Source organism: Streptomyces sp. SDT5-1, from assembly GCF_052245995.1.
Classification (GTDB): domain Bacteria; phylum Actinomycetota; class Actinomycetes; order Streptomycetales; family Streptomycetaceae; genus Streptomyces.
Genome location: NZ_CM125963.1, coordinates 3,268,591 through 3,287,610, shown reverse-complemented (window position 1 = coordinate 3,287,610; position 19,020 = coordinate 3,268,591). Strand labels below are relative to the sequence as shown.

The window sequence follows — 19,020 nt, the reverse complement described above, 5'->3', positions numbered from 1 at the left end:
GGGCCTTCGCGCGCCCGAGAGTGGGTGCATGACCCAGATACCCGCACAGGACCAGGACCCGCACGCCAACGACGCCGCCCCCTACGGAGGCGGCGACCCGTACGCCGACTACCGCACGTTCGGTGACGCCGACGCGTTCGCCGAGCTCGTCGACCTCGCCGACCGGCGGCTCGGCGGCGGTGTCATCGCGGCGAACGACGAGTTCTTCGCGATGCGCGAGAACCTGCTGCTGCGGCACCGTGCGGTGTTCGACCCGGAGCACTTCGGGCACAAGGGCAAGGTCATGGACGGCTGGGAGACCCGCAGGCGGAGGGGGACCGCGGACTCCCCGTTCCCCGCGCCGGAGGAGCACGACTGGGCGATCGTGCGGCTCGGCGCGCCCGGCGTCATCCGCGGCGTGATCGTCGACACCGCCCACTTCCGCGGCAACTACCCGCAGAAGGTGAGCATCCAGGCCACGAACGTGCCCGGCGCCCCCGGGCCCGACGAGCTGCTCGCGGACGACGTGAAGTGGGAGGAGATCGTCCCGAAGAGCCAGGTCAAGGGTCACGCGGCGAACGCCTTCACGGTCACGTCCGAGCGCCGCTACACCCACATCCGGCTCTGCCAGCACCCCGACGGCGGCATCGCCCGCCTCCGCGTGCACGGCGAGGTCGTCCCGGACCCGGAGTGGCTGGACCTGCTCGGCACGTTCGACCTCGCCTCCGTGCTCAACGGCGGCACGTACGAGGACGCGTCCGACAAGTTCTACTCGTCGCCGACGCAGATCATCCTGCCCGGCACCTCGCAGAAGATGGACGACGGCTGGGAGAACCGCCGTCGCCGCGTCCGCGACACCAACGACTGGGTCCGGTTCCGGCTCGCCGCGCAGGGCACCATCCGCGCCGTCGAGATCGACACGGCGTACCTGAAGGGCAACTCGGCGGGCTGGATCGCGCTGAGCGGCCGTGACGGCGAGACCGGCGAGTGGTTCGAGATCATCCCGCGCACCAAGCTCCAGCCCGACACCCTGCACCGCTTCGCGCTGCCGAAGGAGGCCGTGGCGACCCACGTACGCCTCGACGCCTTCCCCGACGGCGGCGTGGCCCGCATGCGCGTGCACGGCACCCTGACGGAAGCCGGCCGCAAGGCCCTCCGCGACCGCTTCGCGCAGTAGGCGCCACCAGCGGGAACACCAGCGGAAAGGGGGCATCGGCCGTGACCCGGCCGATGCCCCCTTTCACATGTCCCGCCGGGCGTTACGCGTCGGCCGCCTGGGCCTTGAGCGCACGCTCGACGCCCGCCCGGGACTCCGACACCAGGCGGCGCAGCGCCGCGCTCGGCTCCGCGGAGGCCAGCCACGCGTCCGTCGCCGACAGGGTGTCCTGCGAGACCTGGATCGACGGGTAGAGGCCGATCGCGATCTGCTGGGCCATCTCGTGGGAGCGGGAGTCCCACACGGACTTCAGCGCGGCGAAGTACTTCTGCGCGTACGGGGCGAGGAGTTCGCGCTGGTCGGTCTGGACGAAGCCGCCGATCACCGCCTCCTGCACCGCGTTCGGCAGCTTGTCGGACTCCACGACCGAGGCCCACGCCTCCGCCTTCGCCTCCGGCGTGGGACGCGCCGCGCGGGCGGTCGCCGCGTGCCGCTCACCCGCGGCCGTGCGGTCCCGCTCGTACTCGGCCGTGATCTCCGCCTCGTCGTACCGTCCCGCCGCCGCGAGACGCTGCACGAAAGCCCAGCGCAGCTCGGTGTCGACGGCGAGCCCCTCGATCGACTCGCGGCCCTCGAGCAGGGCCTCCAGGAGGTCGAGCTGCTCCGGCGTGCGGGCGCTCGCCGCGAACGCGCGGGCCCACGCCAGCTGGTGGTCGCTGCCCGGCTCCGCCGTCCGCAGATGCGTCAGCGCCGCCTCCGTCCAGCGGGTGAGCAGCGCGTCCCGGTGGGCGGGCGCCGCGTACAGGTCGAGCGCGAGCTTCACCTGGCGGTGCAGCGACTGCACGACGCCGATGTCGGACTCCTTGCCCACGCCCGACAGGACGAGGTCCAGGTACGCGCTCGTGGACAGCTCGGCGTCCCGCGTCATGTCCCACGCCGACGCCCAGCACAGCGCGCGCGGCAGCGAGGCCTCGAAGTCGCCGAGGTGCTGGACGACGAACGCCAGGGACTCCTCGTCGAGGCGGACCTTCGCGTACGACAGGTCGTCGTCGTTGAGCAGGATCACCGCGGGGCGGCGCTTGCCGACCAGGTCCGGGACCTGCGTCGACTCGCTCGCCGTGACGTCGAGTTCGACGCGCTCGCCGCGCAGCAGCTTGCCGGACTGCTCGTCGAGGTCGTAGAAGCCGATCGCGATGCGGTGCGGGCGCAGCGTCGCCTCGCCCTTGGCGCCCTCGGGCAGCGCCGGGGCCTCCTGGCGGACGGCGAACGAGGTGATGACGCCGTTCGCGTCCGTCTCGATCTCGGGGCGCAGGATGTTGATGCCCGCGGTCTCCAGCCACGCCTTCGACCAGGACTTCAGGTCGCGCCCGCTGGTCTCCTCAAGGGCACCGAGGAGGTCGGAGAGGCGCGTGTTCCCGAACGCGTGCCGCTTGAAGTACGCCTGCACGCCCTGGAAGAACTCGTCCATGCCGACGTACGCGACGAGCTGCTTCAGGACGGAGGCGCCCTTCGCGTACGTGATGCCGTCGAAGTTGACGAGCACGTCGTCGAGGTCGCTGATGTCCGCCATGATCGGGTGCGTCGACGGCAGCTGGTCCTGCCGGTACGCCCACGTCTTCATCTGGTTGGCGAACGTCGTCCACGAGTGCGGCCACTTCGAACCCGGCGCGTACGCCTGGCAGGCGGCCTCGGCGAACGTCGCGAACGACTCGTTCAGCCACAGGTCGTTCCACCACTCCATGGTGACGAGGTCGCCGAACCACATGTGGGCCAGCTCGTGCAGGATCGTCGCCGCCCGCACCTCGTACGCGGCGTCCGTCACCTTCGAGCGGAACACGTACTGGTCGCGGATGGTGACCGCGCCCGCGTTCTCCATGGCCCCGGCGTTGAACTCGGGCACGAACAGCTGGTCGTACTTGGCGAACGGGTACGCGTAGTCGAACTTCTCCTGGAACCAGTCGAAGCCCTGCCGCGTGACCGCGAAGATCTCGTCCGAGTCGAGGTACTCGGCGAGCGACGGCCGGCAGTAGATGCCGAGCGGCACCGACTGCCCCGTCTCCGGGTTCTCGTACGAGGAGTGGACGCTGTGGTACGGGCCGACGATCAGCGCCGTGATGTACGTCGAGATGCGCGGCGTCGGCTCGAAGACCCAGACGTCGTCCTGCGGCTCCGGCGTCGGCGAGTTCGAGATCACGGTCCAGCCGCTGGGCGCCTTCACCGTGAACTGGAATGTGCCCTTGAGGTCCGGCTGCTCGAAGCTCGCGAACACGCGCCGCGCGTCCGGAACCTCGAACTGCGTGTACAGATAGGCCTGTTCGTCGACCGGGTCGACGAAGCGGTGCAGGCCCTCACCCGTGTTCGTGTACGCGCAGTCGGCGACGACCCTCAGCTCGTTCGGCCCCGCCTCCAGGTGCTTCAGCGCGATCCGCGAGTCCCGGAACACCGCCGCCGCGTCCAGCGACTTCCCGTTGAGCACGACCTCGTGCACGGCGTCGGCGATCAGATCGATGAACGTCTCGGCGCCCGCCTCCGCGCTGTCGAAGCGCACGGTGGTCGCCGACCGGAACGTGCCGCCCTCCTGCGCGCCGGAGAGGTCGAGATCGATCTCGTACGAGTCAACGGTGAGCAGCTTCGCCCGCTGCTGCGCCTCTTCACGGGTCAGATTGGTGCCTGGCACGCGGTCATCTCCTAGTAAGCGGTCTACGTTTGTGACGTTTCCGGTCATCCTTCCACGCGGGGTACGCGAAGGCGATGTCCGTTTCCCGCCGGTGAACACGCCGGCCCGGAGCGACTCTGAAGCCATGACCAGGTACACCGCACTCCCCATCACCGACACCGCCCTCAAGGAACTCCGGACCACCGACGACGCGGGCCGCGCCGCGCGCCCCTTCACCGCCACCGGCGACGCCTCGGTCGGCTCCCCGCTGCGCTGCTGCCTGCGCCCCATCGAGGAGGGCGAGCTCGTCGCCCTCGTCTCGTACGCACCCCTGCGCCGCTGGGCCGCCGCGACGGGCGCGACCCCCGGTGCGTACGACGAACAGGGCCCGGTCTTCATCCACGCCGAGGACTGCGGCGGCCCGGCGGCCGACAGGACCGGATACCCCTTCGCCCGGCCCGGCGCGCTGCGCACCCTGCGCCGCTACGACGCGCGCGGACACATCGTCGGGGGACGGCTCCTGGAGATCCCGGCGGACGACCCGACGGCCGGGATCGACATGGCGCTCGACGAGGCGTTCGCCCACCCCGAGGTGGTCCTCGTGCACGTCAGGGCGGTCGAGTACGGCTGCCTGCACTTCGCCGTGCCGAGGCCCTGAAATGTGAGGGGCGGCCACCGGAACCCGGCGGCCGCCCCTCACATGATGTGGCGCGAACTACTTGGCGGACAGCTCCTGCGCCACCAGCTCCGCGATCTGCACCGCGTTCAGCGCGGCGCCCTTGCGGAGGTTGTCGTTCGAGATGAACAGCGCCAGACCGTTCTCGACCGTCTCGTCGTTACGGATACGGCCCACGTACGACGGGTCCTTGCCGGCCGCCTGGAGCGGGGTCGGGATGTCGGAGAGCTCGACGCCCTCCGCCTCCGCGAGCAGCTCCGTGGCGCGCGCCGGGCTCAGCGGGCGGGCGAACCGGGCGTTGACCTGGAGCGAGTGGCCGGAGAAGACCGGGACGCGGACGCAGGTGCCGGAGACCTTCAGGCCCGGGATCTCCAGGATCTTGCGGGACTCGTTGCGGAGCTTCTGCTCCTCGTCCGTCTCGTTCAGGCCGTCGTCGACGATCGAACCGGCCATCGGGAGGACGTTGAACGCGATCGGGCGCTTGTAGACGCCCGGCTCCGGGAAGTCGACCGCCTCGCCGTCGTGCGTGAGCTTGTCGGCGTCCGCGACGACCTTCTGCGCCTGACCGTGCAGCTCGGCGACGCCCGCGAGACCGGAACCGGACACGGCCTGGTACGTGGCGACGGTCAGGGCCTCCAGGCCCGCCTCCGCGTGCAGCGGCTTCAGCACCGGCATCGCGGCCATCGTCGTGCAGTTCGGGTTCGCGATGATGCCCTTGGGGCGGTTCGCGATCGCGTGCGGGTTCACTTCGGAGACGACCAGCGGGACCTCGGGGTCCTTGCGCCAGGCCGAGGAGTTGTCGATCACGACGGGGCCCTGCGCGGCGACCTTCTCGGCGAGGGCCTTGGAGGTGGCGCCACCGGCGGAGAACAGGACGATGTCGAGCCCGCTGTAGTCGGCCGTCGAGGCGTCCTCGACCGTCACGCCGTCGAGCACCGTGCCCGCGCTGCGCGCCGACGCGAACAGGCGCAGCTCGTCCAGCGGGAAGCTCCGCTCGACCAGGATCTTGCGCATGACCGTGCCGACCTGACCGGTGGCTCCGACGATTCCGACCTTCACAGGGTCCTCCGTGATTCTCGTGCAAGCGGCCATCCGGCCTGGCGGGTGTGTCCATGATGCGTCTGTCCAGGCCCGCCTTGTCCAATCCATTGTCCGCGGTACGGGACGGTATGGCGCTGGCCACAGTTTCAGGGGCGATCGGCGAACGTTTCCGGGTCCCGCGGCGTCTCAGGGCGTACGCGGGGAGGGGAGGCGCGGTGCTGCGCGGAAAACGGAGGGGTCGGCGGGACGACCCCCTGGAGGCGGCCGTCGAGGACCGGGTGCGGGCCGTCCTGTCACTGGGCGGGGTGCCGTACGCGGACCTGCCGGACGGGGTGCAGCAGGTGCGCCTGCGGTTGCTGGAGCGGACCGCGAAGGGGCAGGAGGCGCCCCGCGACGTCTCGGCCTGGGCGGCGGTCGTCGCCTCCAACCTCGCCATGGACTGGCACCGGGCGCGGCGCCGCCAGGAACGCCTCGGCGAGCGGCTCGCGGCGCTGCGGCAGGAGCACGCGGGGGACGCGGCCGACACCCGCGTCCTGTCGATGGCCGTCGCCCAGGGCCTCGACCAGCTGCCCGACGAGCAGCGGCAGGTGGTGGTGCTGCGCTTCTACGCGGACCTGCCGGTGCGGGACATCGCGACGGAGCTCGGCGTGCCCGAGGGCACCGTGAAGAGCCGCCTGCACACGGCGGTGCGGATGCTGCGGGTGCGGCTGCGCGAAGGGGAGGTGGTGTGACATGTACGACTCCGATGCGGACGACCGGCTGCTGATGCTCGCGGTGACGGGGGAGCGGCTGCCGGACGACGACCCCGCCGCGGCGTCGGTGGCGGCGGACGTGGCGGCGCTGCGGGAGCAGGTGCGCGGTCTCGGCGACGCGCTGGCGTCCCGCCCGGAACCGGTCCCGGCCCCGGAGCCGCGACCCCTTCCCGTACGACGGCGGCGCGGGCCGCGACTCGCCTTCGGCGCGCTCGTCGCGGCGTGCGCGGTGTCGTTGTTCGGGGGGCTGGTGTGGCTCGGGGTGAGCGCGCCGGGCGGGGACGGGGACGCCGCGAGTTCGGCGGACGACAAGGCGGTGGCCGAGGGCGGGGGCAAGTCCGCCCCTTCGCGTGCCGCCCTGCACATCGCCTGTTCGAAGGTGCTGGTGGAGGGGCGCGTGACCAGCATCACGCCGGACGGCGACGGCCGGGTGCGGGTCGTCCTCGACGTCAAGCGCTACTACCGCCCCGAACGCTCGGTCCACGACCACCCCACGCTCACCGTCACGCTCGACGCCATGGCCCGCGAGGACCTGGCGCCCGGCACGTACACCCTGATCCGTACGCCGGTGCGGGCCGGGGACCGCGAGGACTGGGAGACGGGGTGGGGCGTCGCCGACGCACGCCGCGACATCGCCCCCGCCCTCCCGGAGTCCCACGGCCTCCGTTGCGAGGCCCCGGCATCCGGGGCGCCGTGAGGGCGGGGTGGGGCGGGTGACGTTGAGGTGGGTTGGGACGAGTGACGTTGAGGCGGTCGGGGCGAGGCACTGGCCCGCGCCGCTCCCCGCGGCACTCCCACCCACCCGCCCCCTCCGGGGGCTCCCGCCCCGAAGTGCTCCCGGCACGGCCGGTGATGGGCGTCGGCGCGGAGGACGGATCGCATGGCAAGTCGAGGGTGTAGGGCACCGGTTGCGTCGACACCTCGGCCGGGGCGACGCCCCCGGAGGGGGCGGGTGGGTGGGAGTGCGGCGGGTTCCGGCGCAGCCGGGCGTGGGGACGGTGCCGCGCCGGCGTCGCGGTCGGCATCCGGCACGCCCCGGCCCCCGGGCACCCCGGTACCCCCGGCCCTCGGCCCCCGGACACCCCCGCGCCACGCATCGCCCCGGCGCAGCAGCGGCGTACGGCCGGAGGGTGGCTCGGCTCACGGTTCCGTAACGCCCCACCGCGAAGAAGGGGCGGTCACCCGCGGGTGACCGCCCCACATCACGTACAGCCGCCGGAGGCTACTGCGTGACCTTGGCGATCTTGACGTTGCCGACGCCCGCGACCACGCCCCGCTCGTTCAGCAGGCGGACCTGGCCGAAGAACTCGCGGCCCTCGGGGGCCGGCGCCGCCGCGAGGACCTGCGCGGCGACCGTGGTGGAAGCGCCGGTCGCCAGGGACACCGGCTTCGACTCGTCGACCTTCACCGTGCCGAGCGACGACGAGTAGAAGACGTCGACGTAGTCGTACTCCGTCGACCCGGACGGCACCGAGTACCCGTCGACCTTCACCGTGTACGTACCGGCGGCCGGCTTCGCGATGGACACGGACTCCTCGGAGTCACCGTCGGCCGAGGACCCGACGACCTTGCCGTCCTTGTCGTAGACGGTGAGGTCGAGGTCGGCCGCCTGGTCGGAGACGTTGCCGATGGACACGTCGAGCTTCTCGGCGCCCGCGGGCACCTCGACGGTCGACGACTGCGACGCCCCGTTGGCGATCGTCGGCCGCGCCGACTTCGACGAGCCGAGTGCCCCGCCCTGGAGCTTGCCGCCGTTGATGGCCGCGAACTTGTTCGCGACCTTCCACGACACGTCGGCGGGCGTGCCCACCTTCGCCTCGGGCAGCGTCTGCACCGCCGGGTCGAAAGCCGTGCCGAGCACCGCGACGTCCAGCGCGTACGGGTTGTCGAGCAGCGGCGACGTACGGCGCGACTCGACCTCGATCTCCCAGACACCCGCCTGCGGAGCGTCGTACGAACGCAGGTCGGGACGGCAGCCGTTGCCCGTGCCGTCGCCGTAGTTCGGGTAGCAGTCCGGCGTCGACGTGGAGTCGACCGGAACGCCGTACGGGTGGATGGAGACGAACCGCGTCTGGCTCTTCGCCGCGAGCCCGCCCATCCGCACCTCGAGCGACGTGGCGCCCTCCGGCACGGTCACGAAGTACGACTTCACGCTGTTGCGCTGCACCGAACCCTTCGCGGAGAACGTGTACTTGACCGGGGACGCGACGACGACCGTCGCCATGATCTGCTGGTCGACGCCCTCCGTCTTCGGGTCGTCGACGCGCAGGATCGCGCTGCGCAGCCCGGCCGCGGACGGCTTCGCCTGCACCTTCACGGTGACCGGCTTGTTCAGCGGCAGCGACACCGTGCTGGAGCCGACGATCGAGAACGTGTCACCGGAGTTGTTCTTCAGCGACAGCTTGTGCGCGACGGCCTTCGACGAGCCCGACGTCCGCGTGATCACCACGTCGTACGTCTTCTTCTGCCCGGCCTTGAGGCCGCCCTCGCGGTCGTAGATGCCGGTGCCGAAGCCCGGCGTCTGGAGCGCGTAGTCGATCGCGGTGTCGACCGGCGCCTTCACCGTGTACGTCTGCGTGCTGGGCCGGTGCTCGATGGACTTCCACGCGCCGACGATGTCGATGAGGCCGGAGCCCTCCGCGTACGCCTGCTCGCCCGGGATGTGCTTCGCGGTCGAGGTGAGCGCGGTGCGCAGCTTCGCCGGGGTCAGCGACACCTTCTGCTGCTTGGCCGCCGAGATCAGCAGCGCGCTCGCGCCCGCCGCCTGCGGAGACGCCATCGAGGTGCCCTGGAGCATGGAGTAACCGGCGGGGAGCGAGTAGCCCGCCTCTGCGACCGGGCTGCCGGGCAGCCAGGTCTGGGTGGAGTTGATGGCCGCGCCGGGCGCGGAGATGATCGGCGCGAAGCCGCCGTCCTCCCGCGGACCGCGCGACGAGAACGGCATCATCGCGTACGACTTCTCCACCTGGGAGCCGTAGTTGGCGGCCCAGGTGTCCTTGGAGATGGACGCGCCGACGGACAACACCTTGTCGGCGAGGCCCGGGTCGCCGATCGTGTTCGCGCCGGGTCCGGAGTTGCCTGCGGAGATCACCAGCTGCACGCCGTACTGGTCGATGAGGCGGGTGTAGAGCAGCGCGCGGGCGTTGGCGCCGTCGTTCAGGGCGGGAAGCCCGCCGATCGACATGTTGACGATGTCGACGCCGCGCTTCGTGACGAGGTCGATCATGCCCTCGGTGAGCGCGACGTTGGTGCAGCCGCCGGTCCAGGTGCAGGCTCGCGAGGAGACCAGCTTGGCGCCGGGCGCGGCACCGTTCATGTTCTTGTTGCCGAACAGGGAGTTGGCCGCGGTGATGCCCGCGACGTGTGTGCCGTGCTCGGACTCGATGACGCCGATGTTGACGAAGTCGGCCTTCTTCCCGACCCAGTCACCGCCGTACGGGTCCATGGGCACGTCCTTGCGTACCTCGACCACGAACGGCTGGCGCTCGACGACATCGGTGGACGGGTCGTCCTTGCCGAAGTAGCCGACCTGGTAGCCGTCCTTGTACGGCTTCATCGGGGTGTCGTCGGTGAAGTCGCCGTTGTCGTTCAGATCGACGGTCACCGTCCCCTTGGCCGCGTCGTACAGGACGCCCCACTTGTCGGTGGTGTCGCCGTCGCGGTTCGCGTCGCCCTTGGCGTCGCCGCCCGCGGTGACGGACTCGGCGAAGGTGCTGATGCCGTACGAACCCGAAGCGGCCTTGTAGGTGCGGCCGTTGTACGTGAACGTCGGCCCGTTCACCTTCGTGACCATCGGCCGCCACGTGGCGTCGCCGTCGACGATCGGGTCGGTCGCGGTGACCCAGTCGACGATCTTGCGCTCGCCGGTGGTGGTCTTCTGGAGCGCCGGGTGGCCGAGGTCGACGCCGGAGTCGAGGATGCCGATGGTGACGCCGCGGCCGTCCGACTTCGGGTGCTGCTTCACGAAGTCGACGGCGCCCGTCTCGAACGACGGGTTGTACGGGTTCTTGGCCGGGGTGCTCTTGCCGGGACCGCTGTACGAGGTCGTGGCCTTGGCGGCGGCCTTCTTGGCCGCGCCCTTCGTGGAGTCGGCGGCCGGCGTCGGGTCGTCGAGCGCGATCTCCTGACGGAGGTCGATGCCGCGCACGGAGTCGAGCTTCTCGGCCGACTTGATCGCGGCCTCGGCGCGTGCGGTCGGCACGGTCGCGCGGACGTAGCCGAGCTTGTCGTAGGTGCGGCCCACGGAGCCGCCCTTGACGGAGTCGAGCTGGTCGGCGACCTGCTCGGTCTTGCCGGGGGTGGTCGCGACCATCATGGTCACGTTCTTCTTGTGGTCGGCCTGGGCGTCGGCGAGCAGTTCGGCGTCGTGCGCGCCGAGCTTGTCGCTCGCGGACTTCACGGCCGGGGTCGGGGCCGGGTCCGCGTCCGCCGCGAAGGCCATGGGTATCGGCCCGGTCGCGGTGAGCGCCGCCACGAGGCCGGCGGCAGCCGCGAGCCGGGCCGCGCGTCTCGCGCCGGATATGGGAGCGCGCTGGGGGTCGGTGGTCATCAGCATCCCTGTGCGTAAAAGGTGAAAGGGATCCGGATTTCGGTGCCGGATGACCGCTCAGCTTTACGTAAGTGACCACAGTTTGGGGAGAGTTGCCCGAGCCGGGTAGACGCCATGGCGTACTTCCGCCATGCGTCATCCCACCCAAAACGTGACGGGTCCGGCAAGGCGCGTAACACCTGCACCGGAGGACGGATGCCTCTAGCGTCGGGGGATGAACAAAGAGCTGAGGGTGGCGGCCTACGCGGTGTGCGTGCGTGAGGAGCGGGTGTTGCTCGCGCGGTGGGTCGCGGGGGACGGCAGCAAGCGGTGGACCCTGCCGGGCGGGGGCATGGACCACGGTGAGGACCCGTACGACACGGTGATCCGCGAGGTGGACGAGGAGACGGGGTACGTCGTCGAGCCGGTCGCCCTGCTCGGGGTCCACTCCGTGCTGCGGCGCTATCCGCGCAAGCTCGGCAAGGTGGCGGACTTCCACGGTCTGCGGTTGGTGTACGACGGGGTGATCACGGGTGGGGAGTTGCGGCACGAGGTGGACGGCTCCACGGACATGGCGGCGTGGCACGACCTGACGTCGGTCCCCGACCTCCCCCGCGTCGAACTGGTCGACGTGGGCCTGGCGCTGTGGCGGGACCGGCCTGCAACGGGCCACGTCTGACGCTCCGCTGGACCGGGTGGGCGGGTCGCGGCGTACCGCCCACCCCGGCCACCCGTTCCTACGCCTCGGGGCTCCGCCCCGGGCCCCGCTGCTCAATCGCCGCAGGGGCTCGAATTACCTGCCCCCACCGTCCTGCCCGGCCCCTCCGTCCCTACGCCTCGGGGCTCCGCCCCGGACCCCGCTGCTCAATCGCCGCAGGGGCTCGATTCACCTGCCTGCGCCGTCCCAGTAGGCGCCCCGCTGCCTTTGCCCGTCCCGTCCCGGCCCGGCCCAGCCCGCCATTGCTTCCGCCGCCCAATTCCCCACCCACCCGCCCCCTCCGGGGGCTCGGCCCCGCGGGGGTGCGGCCTTGGGCGCCGCCCCACCGTCTCCGTCCGGCCACCCGTTCCTACGCCGCGGGGCGCTGGCCCGGTCCCCGCTGCTCCGTCGCCGCAGGGGCTCGAATTACCTGCCCGCACCGCCCTGCCCGGCCCCTCCGTCCCTACGCCTCGGGGCGCTGCCCCGGCCCCTGCTGCTCAATCGCCGCAGGGGCTCGATCTACCTGCCTGCGCCGTCCCAGCAGGCGCCCCGCTGCCTTTGCCCACCGCTTCGACTCCGCCGCCCAAGATCCCACCCACCCGCCCCCTCCGGGGGCGTCGGCTCCCCGGGGTACCGAAACTGCTGCGGTTCTCCGCGCCGCGCCGCGGGTGAGCGTCGCCCGCACCGCTGCGGTCGACCGGACCGCGCCCTGGGGCAAGCGACCGCCGCGACGGCTTCCCATCCGTTGCGGTCGACCGCACCGCGCCGCAGGCGAGCGGCCGCCGGAACGGGTTGCCCACCCGTTGGACCGACCGGGACCCGCCCCGGACGAGCGGCCATGGGGACGGCTCCCCACCCATTGCGGCCGACCGGGACTCGCCTCGGGCAAGCGGCCGCCGGAACGGCCCGCCCACCCTGACGGGCAGCCGTCCCAGCCTTGGGCAACATGCCGCCTTGGGCGGCAGGGTGGGCAAGGCGGCGCCCGGTGCAGGCCGCACTCGTGGAAGGCGTCGACCACGGTCGACGTAAAACCCCGGCGCAGGCCGCACCCATGTCCGGGCGTCCACCCCGGCACGGACACCGGGCCCACGGGGGCCGAGCCCCCGGAGGGGGCGGGAGGGCGGGAGACAGGCGGGCAACAGGGCAGACCGAGGTGCAGCACACGTGCCACGGCACGCGTCGACCCCGGTGCAGCCGGGAAGCACGGCTCCGCGCATCCGGACGACGGGCCCCGGTCACGTGTGGGCAAGGCGGCCCGGTGTGGGCCGCACCTTCGTCAGGCGGTCCCCGGTGTCGGTCGCACGCGCGTCAGGTGCCGACCCGGTGCAGGGCGCGCCCGCGAAGGGCACCGACCTCGGCACAGGCCCAGGGCGCGGTGCCGCGTGAGCGGAACGGTAGCCCCGGCCACGGGGATTGGGGCGACGCCCCTGGAGGGGGCGGGTGGGTGGGAAATTGGGCGGGGAACGGGGCTGACGGTGGCGCGGCGCAGGTGCCACGGCCGGCGTCTGCCCCGGTGCAGCCGTGAGTCACGGCGCCGCGCAACGAGGTCGGGGCCGGGCGCTCCCCGGCGCCGCGCAAGGAAAACGGGGCCGGACCCCGCCCCCCCCGTGTCGCGCAACGCAGCCGGGGCCGGGCCCCGGCACCGCGCAACGAAACCGTCGCCACGCCCCACCCCCCCGTTCCCCGCAAAGTGAACTCGGAGTGACCGGCGGCGCGCCCCCACCCGGCACCCGTGTGACGGTGCGGCGCAGGACGGGCCGCGCCGAGATCCACGTATCGGGATCGGCGGCACCCGTTGCCGCCCCGTTCACGCGCAGGCCACCCCCACTGCCAACGATCCAGTACGGAAGGGCGGTCCGCACCGGCGGACCGGCCGGCCGTCACTGTCGACGCGTTCGCACTCGGGGAGACCGCGCCATGCCGCGCATACGCTCTGTCACCACAGCCGCCGCAGAGATCGACCGCCGCGCATTCCTGACCGCGACCGGCGCGGTGACCCTCTCGGCCGGTATCGGATACGCCCTGGGCCCCGGCGGCGAGACCAGCGCCGCCGCCACCCACCAGGCCGCCGCCGCCCCGGCACGGGCGACGTCCCGCCGGGCCCCGGCGGCGCCCCTCGCCCCGTACACCCGCGGCACCACCCTCGCCGCCGTCGCGACCGCCGCCGCGGGCACCGGCTACCGCCGCCTCGGCGACGGCCCCGCCTGGACCCGCGTGGTCCGCTCCGACCTCGCCTCCGCCCACGGCGGCCGCGAGGCCAAGCGGACGCCGCTCGCCGCGTTCGTCCAATTCACCGACCTCCACCTCGTCGACGTACAGCACCCGCTGCGCTACGAGTACCTGCGCTCGCAGACCGCCAGCGCCTGGCGCCCGCAGGAGGCGCTCAGCGTGGCCGGCGCGGTCGCCCTCGTGGAGCGGGTGAACGCCCTGCGCGGCGCCCCCGTCACCGCCTCGCCCCTCCACTTCGTCATGACGACGGGCGACAACACCGACAACAACGCCCGCTCCGAACTCGACTGGTTCCTCAAGACGATGAGCGGCGGCCGTATCACCCCCAACACCGGCGACCCCCGCCACTACGAGGGCGTCCAGAACAGCGGACTGCCCCTGTACTGGCAGCCGGACGCCGCCTTCCGGGACGCCGACAAGCGGGACCACGGCTTCCCCCGCATCCCCGGCTTCCTCGACGCCGCGATCGCCGAACTGCGCAGCCCGGGCCTGAACCTCCCCTGGTACTCCACGGTCGGCAACCACGACTCGCTGCCCGGCGGCTGCTACGCCCCCGCGGACCCGTTCTTCGCCGAATTCGCCGTCGGCGACCGCAAGTTGATGGACCTGGACACCGCGACCGGCAAGGCGATCTGGGACAACGTACAGAGCGGCGGCGACCCGAAGGGCAGGGCGTTCAAGGAACTCCTCGCCTCCCACAAGCGGAAGATGCGCCGCGTGACACCCGACGAGGCCCGCGCCCCCTTCACCCCCACCGAGTACGTCGCCGCGCACCTCGACCCCGCCCACATGGGCCCGGGGCCCATCGGCCACGGCTACACCCGGGCCAACCTCGCCGACGCCACCCAGCACTACACCTTCCGGATCTCCGACGACGTCCTCGGCATCAGCCTCGACACCACCGATCCGGGCGGACACTACGAGGGGTCTGTGGGGGCTTCCCAATTGGCTTGGCTGAAGAAGGAGTTGGCGGGCGCCGAGCGGCGCGGCGAGTACGTCGTCGTGTTCTCGCACCACACCTCGAAGACCATGCGGAACCTCCGCGAGGACCCGCACCGCCCCGGCGAGAAGCGCCACGGCGGCGAGGAGCTGTCGGCCGTGCTCGCCGCCCACCGCCCCGTCCTCGCCTGGATCAACGGCCACAGCCACAAGAACGACATCACGCCCCATCAGGGCACCGACGGCGGCCCCGGTTTCTGGGAGGTCTCCACCGCGTCCCACGTCGACTTCCCGCAGCTCGCCCGCATCATCGAGATCGCCGACAACCGCGACGGCACGCTCTCCCTCTTCACCACGCTCATCGAGTCGTCGGCCCCGCACGCCACCGACTTCTCCGACCTCACGCAGACCGGCCTCGCCGCCCTCTACCGGGAGCTCTCCTTCAACGCTCCCGGCTCCCGCGCCACCCTCTCCGGCACTCCCGCTGACCGCAACACGGAACTCGTCCTCCGCAAGGCCTGAGGGCTCAGCGCGGCAGGACGACGACGTACGCCGCCGGGTCCCGGTCGCCGGAGGCCATCAGCGCGGTCCGTACGACGGCAGCCTGCCGCTCGAGCGACTCGCGCAGCTTCTTCGGGGCGATGTGCACGACGGTGATGCCGAGCCGCTCCAGGTGCTCGCGCTTGCGCAGCCGGCCGCCCTGGGTGGCCTCGCCGTCCAGGCGGGGTGCGCGGACGTCGAGTTCGACGGCGACCGCGTGGTCGGGCCAGAACGCGTCGACGCCGCCCAGGTGCGGGCCGCCGGGCAGCCGCAGGTCCACGTTCCACAGCGGGTCGGGCAGCGCGTGCTCGCGCACCATCGCGTACAGCTGGTCCTCCGCGATGCTGCGGCCCTCGGCGAGCAGCGAGTCGACGGCGTCGACGACGTGCGGCCTGGCCAGCAGCCGCGCCTGCGACAACTCGCGTACGACGGCGGCCGGTTCGCAGTGCCCCGACCGTACGGCCTCGGTGAGCAGTCGTCGGACCGCGCCCGCGTCGGAGAGCTGGGCCACCGTGTCGGCGAGGGCGCGCGGCACGGGCGCGACCGGCACGCCGGTCCGCTGGACGGGGGTCGGCAGCGCGTTCGTCCTGATCAGCCGGGCGAAGCCGGTGGAGCGCAGCCTGCGGGTGCGCGGCACGAGGACGTCGATGTGGTCGAGCGAGGTCAGCGGGGGAGCGGCGGAGAAGCCGTGCAGCGCGAGCGCGGCGAGCCCGCTGACCACGGCCTCCGCGTACGCCGGGCGGCCAGGGGTGTGCTGCGCGGGCACGCCGTCCGGGCGACCGCGGCGCTCGGGGGCCCGGCTCGCGTAGAGCAGCACCGCGTGCAGCCGTTCCTCGCTGGTGGGCCGGCCGGGGTGCAGCAGGTACACGCCGGGCAGCAGCTGCTGCCAGGGGCCGCCGGCCCGGCACTGCTCCTGGACGGCGGCGGCGCCCACACCGTGTGCCTTCAGCTGTGCGGAAGTCATCAGCTGCCGCTGGTTCTCGGTGAGGTGGCGCAGCGGTCGGGGGGAGAGCGGGGCGGGGGTGGTGTCGTGGTTCATGACCCGGCCATTCCCGCCCCGCGCACCCCCGCTAACCGCTGTTACATCCCCGTCGAGAACCCGGGACATCGTCGTCCTCAAGCCGCGACCCGAACCTGCCGAAAGGCGCTGGCGAGCCCCGGGTTACGGCCGGAAATGCCAGCATTCAGTAACACCATCGGATGCGGCCCGCCGGGGCCCGGTCAGCCGGCCGCCGCCGCGTCGCAGGCCTGCCCGCGCAGCGTCCGCGCCAAGTCGTCGCGCGCTTCGAGGACGAGGCGCCGCAGCGCCGGTGCGGCCGACTCGTGCGAGGTGAGCCACGCGTCCGTGGCCGCCAGCGTCTCCTGCGAGTCCTGGAGCGAGGGGAACAGGCCCCGCACCACGTCCATGCCGATCTGGATCGACCGCTCGCCCCACACCCGCTCGATCGCCGCGAAGTACTTCTGCGCGTACGCCGCGGTGAGCTCCCGCTGCGACGGCTGCTGGAAACCGGAGATGGTGGCCTCCACCAGCGCGTTGCTGAGCGCGTCCGACTCCACGACCTGCGCCCACGCCTGCGCCTTCACGGCCGCCGACGGACGCGCCGCGAGGCACCGCACCTGGTGCCGCTTCCCGGACGCCGTGTCGTCCCTGGCCAGCTCTGCCGCGAGCACGGACTCGTCGGCGACCCCGTACGTCGCGAGCGTCTCCAGGAACGCCCACCGCAGCTCCTGGTCGACCTCCAGGCCGTCGATCTTCGCGCCGCCCGAGGTGTCCAACAGGCCGCGCAGCAACTGGAGATCGGCCTCGCTCGAGGCGACGGCGCCGAAGAACCGCGCCCACGTCAGCTGGTGCTGGCTGCCCGGCTCCGCGATCCGCAGCTCCTTGAGCGCGCCCTCGGCGAGCAGCCGCCCGCCGGTCTCGCGCCACTCGGGCGCCGCGTAGTGGGTGAGCGCCGAGCGCGCCCACGCGTGCAGCATCTGGAGCACGCCGATGTCGGACTCGCGCCCCGCGAACCGCAGCACGAGGTCGATGAAGTCCCGCGCCGGCATCAGCGCGTCGCGCGTCGCGTTCCACAGCGCCGACCAGCACAGCGCGCGGGCCAGCGGGTCGGACACGTCGCCGAGCCGTGCCCGCAGCGTCGCCAGGGAGTTCTCGTCGAAGCGGATCTTGCAGTACGTGAGGTCGTCGTCGTTGACGAGGACCAGCTCGGGGGCGTCGGCCCCGGCAAGCTCGCCGACCACCGTGCGCGGTCCTTCCACGTCCACCTCGGCCCGCGCGTACCGCGCGACGGAGCCGGAGTCCGTGCGCCGGTACAGCCCCACGGCCACGCGGTGCGGCCGCAGTTCGGGGTGCGAGGCCGCCGCTTCCTGCACCACGGCCAGCTCGGTGATCCGCCCCTCGGCGTTCAACGTCACCTGCGGCGTCAGCGAGTTGACGCCCGCCGTCTGGAGCCAGGACCGCGACCACGTCGCCAGGTCGCGCCCGCTGGTCTCCTCGAGGGCGGAGAGCAGGTCTCCCAGCTCCGTGTTCCCGTACGCGTGCCGCTTGAAGTACCGCCGCGCGCCTTCGAGGAACGCGTCGCGGCCCACGTAGGCGACGAGCTGCTTCAGTACGGAGGCGCCCTTCGCGTACGTGATGCCGTCGAAGTTGAGCTTCGCGTCCTCCAGGTCCCGGATGTCCGCGGTGATGGGGTGCGTGCTCGGCAGCTGGTCCGCCCGGTACGCCCACGACTTCCGGTTGTTGGCGAACGTGATCCAGCCGTCCGTGAACCGCGTCGCCTCCACCATCGAGAAGGAGCCCATGAAGTCGGCGAAGGACTCCTTCAGCCACAGGTCGTCCCACCAGCGCATGGTGACGAGGTCGCCGAACCACATGTGGGCCATCTCGTGCAGGATCACGTTCGCGCGCCGCTCGTAGGACGCCTGCGTGACCCGGCCGCGGAAGATGAACTCCTCGCGGAAGGTCACCATCCCCGGGTTCTCCATGGCACCCAGGTTGTACTCGGGCACGAACGCCTGGTCGTACTTCCCGAAGGGGTACGGGTAGTCGAAGTGGTCGTGGAAGAAGTCGAGGCCCTGCTTGGTGACCGTGAAGACGTCGTCGGCGTCGAAGTACGGGGCGAGGCCCTTGCGGCACATGGCGCCGAGCGGCACCTCCAGCTTCGACCCGTCGTCGAAGGTCCGCTCGTACGTGTCCGTCACATAGTGGTACGGGCCCGCGACGACCGCCGTGATGTACGTCGAGATCGGCTTGGTCTCCGCGAACTGCCAGACCCCGTCGACCAGTTCGCCCGCCCCGTTCGACCACGCCGTCCACCCCTCAGGCGTCTGCACGCTGAACCGGTACGGGGCCTTCAGGTCGGGCTGCTCGAAGTTCGCGAACACACGGCGCGCGTCGGCGGGCTCGTACTGCGTGTAGAGATAGACCTCGCCGTCCTCGGGGTCGACGAAGCGGTGCATGCCCTCACCCGTGCGCGAGTAGGCGCACTGGGCGTCGACCACCAGTTCGTTGTCCTCCGCCAGGTTCTCCAGCTGGATGCGGCTGCCGTCGAACACGGCCGCCGGGTCCAGGTCCTCGCCGTTCAGCGACACGGCGGTGACGGACGGCGCGATCAGGTCGACGAACGTGCTCGCCCCCGCGTCGTTCGACCGGAACCGGATCGTGGTCACCGAGCGGAAGGTGCGCGGCCCCTCGCCGGCGAGGTCGCCGACCGCCGAGCGCAGGTCGAGCGCCACCTCGTACCCGTCGACGGACAGCAGCCCCGCCCGCTCGCGGGCCTCGTCGCGGGACAGATTCTCACCGGGCACGGCGGCACTCCTTTGTGACG

The 19,020-nt window shown here is 72.1% G+C and carries 11 protein-coding genes; 6 read left to right on the top strand and 5 right to left on the bottom strand.

Annotation, left to right across the window (positions count from 1 at the left end; all coding sequences use genetic code 11):
- The first annotated feature begins 28 nt into the window (after nt 1-28).
- Nucleotides 29-1,156 (top strand): allantoicase, encoded by a 1,128-nt coding sequence (alc, locus tag ACTWJ8_RS15300; protein ID WP_356376816.1) that lies wholly within the window; start codon nt 29-31, stop codon nt 1,154-1,156.
- Nucleotides 1,157-1,238: 82 nt separating this feature from the next.
- Here alc and pepN (ACTWJ8_RS15295) read toward each other — a convergent pair whose 3' ends face one another.
- Nucleotides 1,239-3,812: an aminopeptidase N gene (gene pepN / locus ACTWJ8_RS15295; RefSeq protein WP_443264099.1), complete on the bottom strand. Its 2,574-nt coding sequence runs from the start codon at nt 3,810-3,812 to the stop codon at nt 1,239-1,241.
- A gap of 124 nt (nt 3,813-3,936) precedes the next feature.
- Between pepN (ACTWJ8_RS15295) and ACTWJ8_RS15290 the strand changes: the two genes are divergently transcribed.
- Entirely contained in the window at nt 3,937-4,449 is a 513-nt protein-coding gene (locus ACTWJ8_RS15290) for a DUF1203 domain-containing protein (RefSeq protein ID WP_443264098.1), read from the top strand.
- A gap of 57 nt (nt 4,450-4,506) precedes the next feature.
- On the opposite strand, the gene ACTWJ8_RS15285 is transcribed toward ACTWJ8_RS15290, so the two are convergent.
- Nucleotides 4,507-5,526 carry an aspartate-semialdehyde dehydrogenase gene (locus tag ACTWJ8_RS15285; RefSeq protein WP_356376824.1) on the bottom strand — a complete coding sequence of 340 codons (1,020 nt, stop codon included), beginning with the start codon at nt 5,524-5,526 and terminating at the stop codon, nt 4,507-4,509.
- Nucleotides 5,527-5,723: 197 nt separating this feature from the next.
- Between ACTWJ8_RS15285 and ACTWJ8_RS15280 the strand changes: the two genes are divergently transcribed.
- Entirely contained in the window at nt 5,724-6,239 is a 516-nt protein-coding gene (locus ACTWJ8_RS15280; RefSeq protein WP_356376827.1) for a sigma-70 family RNA polymerase sigma factor, read from the top strand.
- A gap of 1 nt (nt 6,240) precedes the next feature.
- On the top strand, nt 6,241-6,957 hold the full coding sequence (locus ACTWJ8_RS15275) for a hypothetical protein (protein WP_443264097.1): 717 nt from the start codon (nt 6,241-6,243) through the stop codon (nt 6,955-6,957).
- Nucleotides 6,958-7,482: 525 nt separating this feature from the next.
- Here ACTWJ8_RS15275 and ACTWJ8_RS15270 read toward each other — a convergent pair.
- Nucleotides 7,483-10,809, bottom strand: coding sequence for a S8 family serine peptidase (locus ACTWJ8_RS15270; RefSeq protein ID WP_443264096.1), 3,327 nt, complete (start codon nt 10,807-10,809; stop codon nt 7,483-7,485).
- A gap of 214 nt (nt 10,810-11,023) precedes the next feature.
- Between ACTWJ8_RS15270 and ACTWJ8_RS15265 the strand changes: the two genes are divergently transcribed.
- On the top strand, nt 11,024-11,467 hold the full coding sequence (locus ACTWJ8_RS15265) for an NUDIX hydrolase (RefSeq protein ID WP_356376836.1): 444 nt from the start codon (nt 11,024-11,026) through the stop codon (nt 11,465-11,467).
- Nucleotides 11,468-13,402: 1,935 nt separating this feature from the next.
- Nucleotides 13,403-15,175, top strand: a complete 1,773-nt coding sequence (locus tag ACTWJ8_RS15260) for a TIGR03767 family metallophosphoesterase (RefSeq protein ID WP_443264095.1) — start codon at nt 13,403-13,405, stop codon at nt 15,173-15,175.
- A gap of 4 nt (nt 15,176-15,179) precedes the next feature.
- Here the strand turns inward: ACTWJ8_RS15260 and ACTWJ8_RS15255 are convergent, their stop codons facing one another.
- Both ACTWJ8_RS15255 and pepN (ACTWJ8_RS15250) read right to left on the bottom strand, forming a co-directional pair.
- Complete coding sequence (locus ACTWJ8_RS15255; protein ID WP_443264094.1) at nt 15,180-16,232, bottom strand: hypothetical protein; 1,053 nt, start codon at nt 16,230-16,232, stop codon at nt 15,180-15,182.
- A 182-nt stretch (nt 16,233-16,414) separates the two neighbouring features.
- Complete coding sequence (gene pepN / locus ACTWJ8_RS15250) at nt 16,415-19,000, bottom strand: aminopeptidase N (protein WP_443264093.1); 2,586 nt, start codon at nt 18,998-19,000, stop codon at nt 16,415-16,417.
- Nucleotides 19,001-19,020 lie beyond the last annotated feature (20 nt).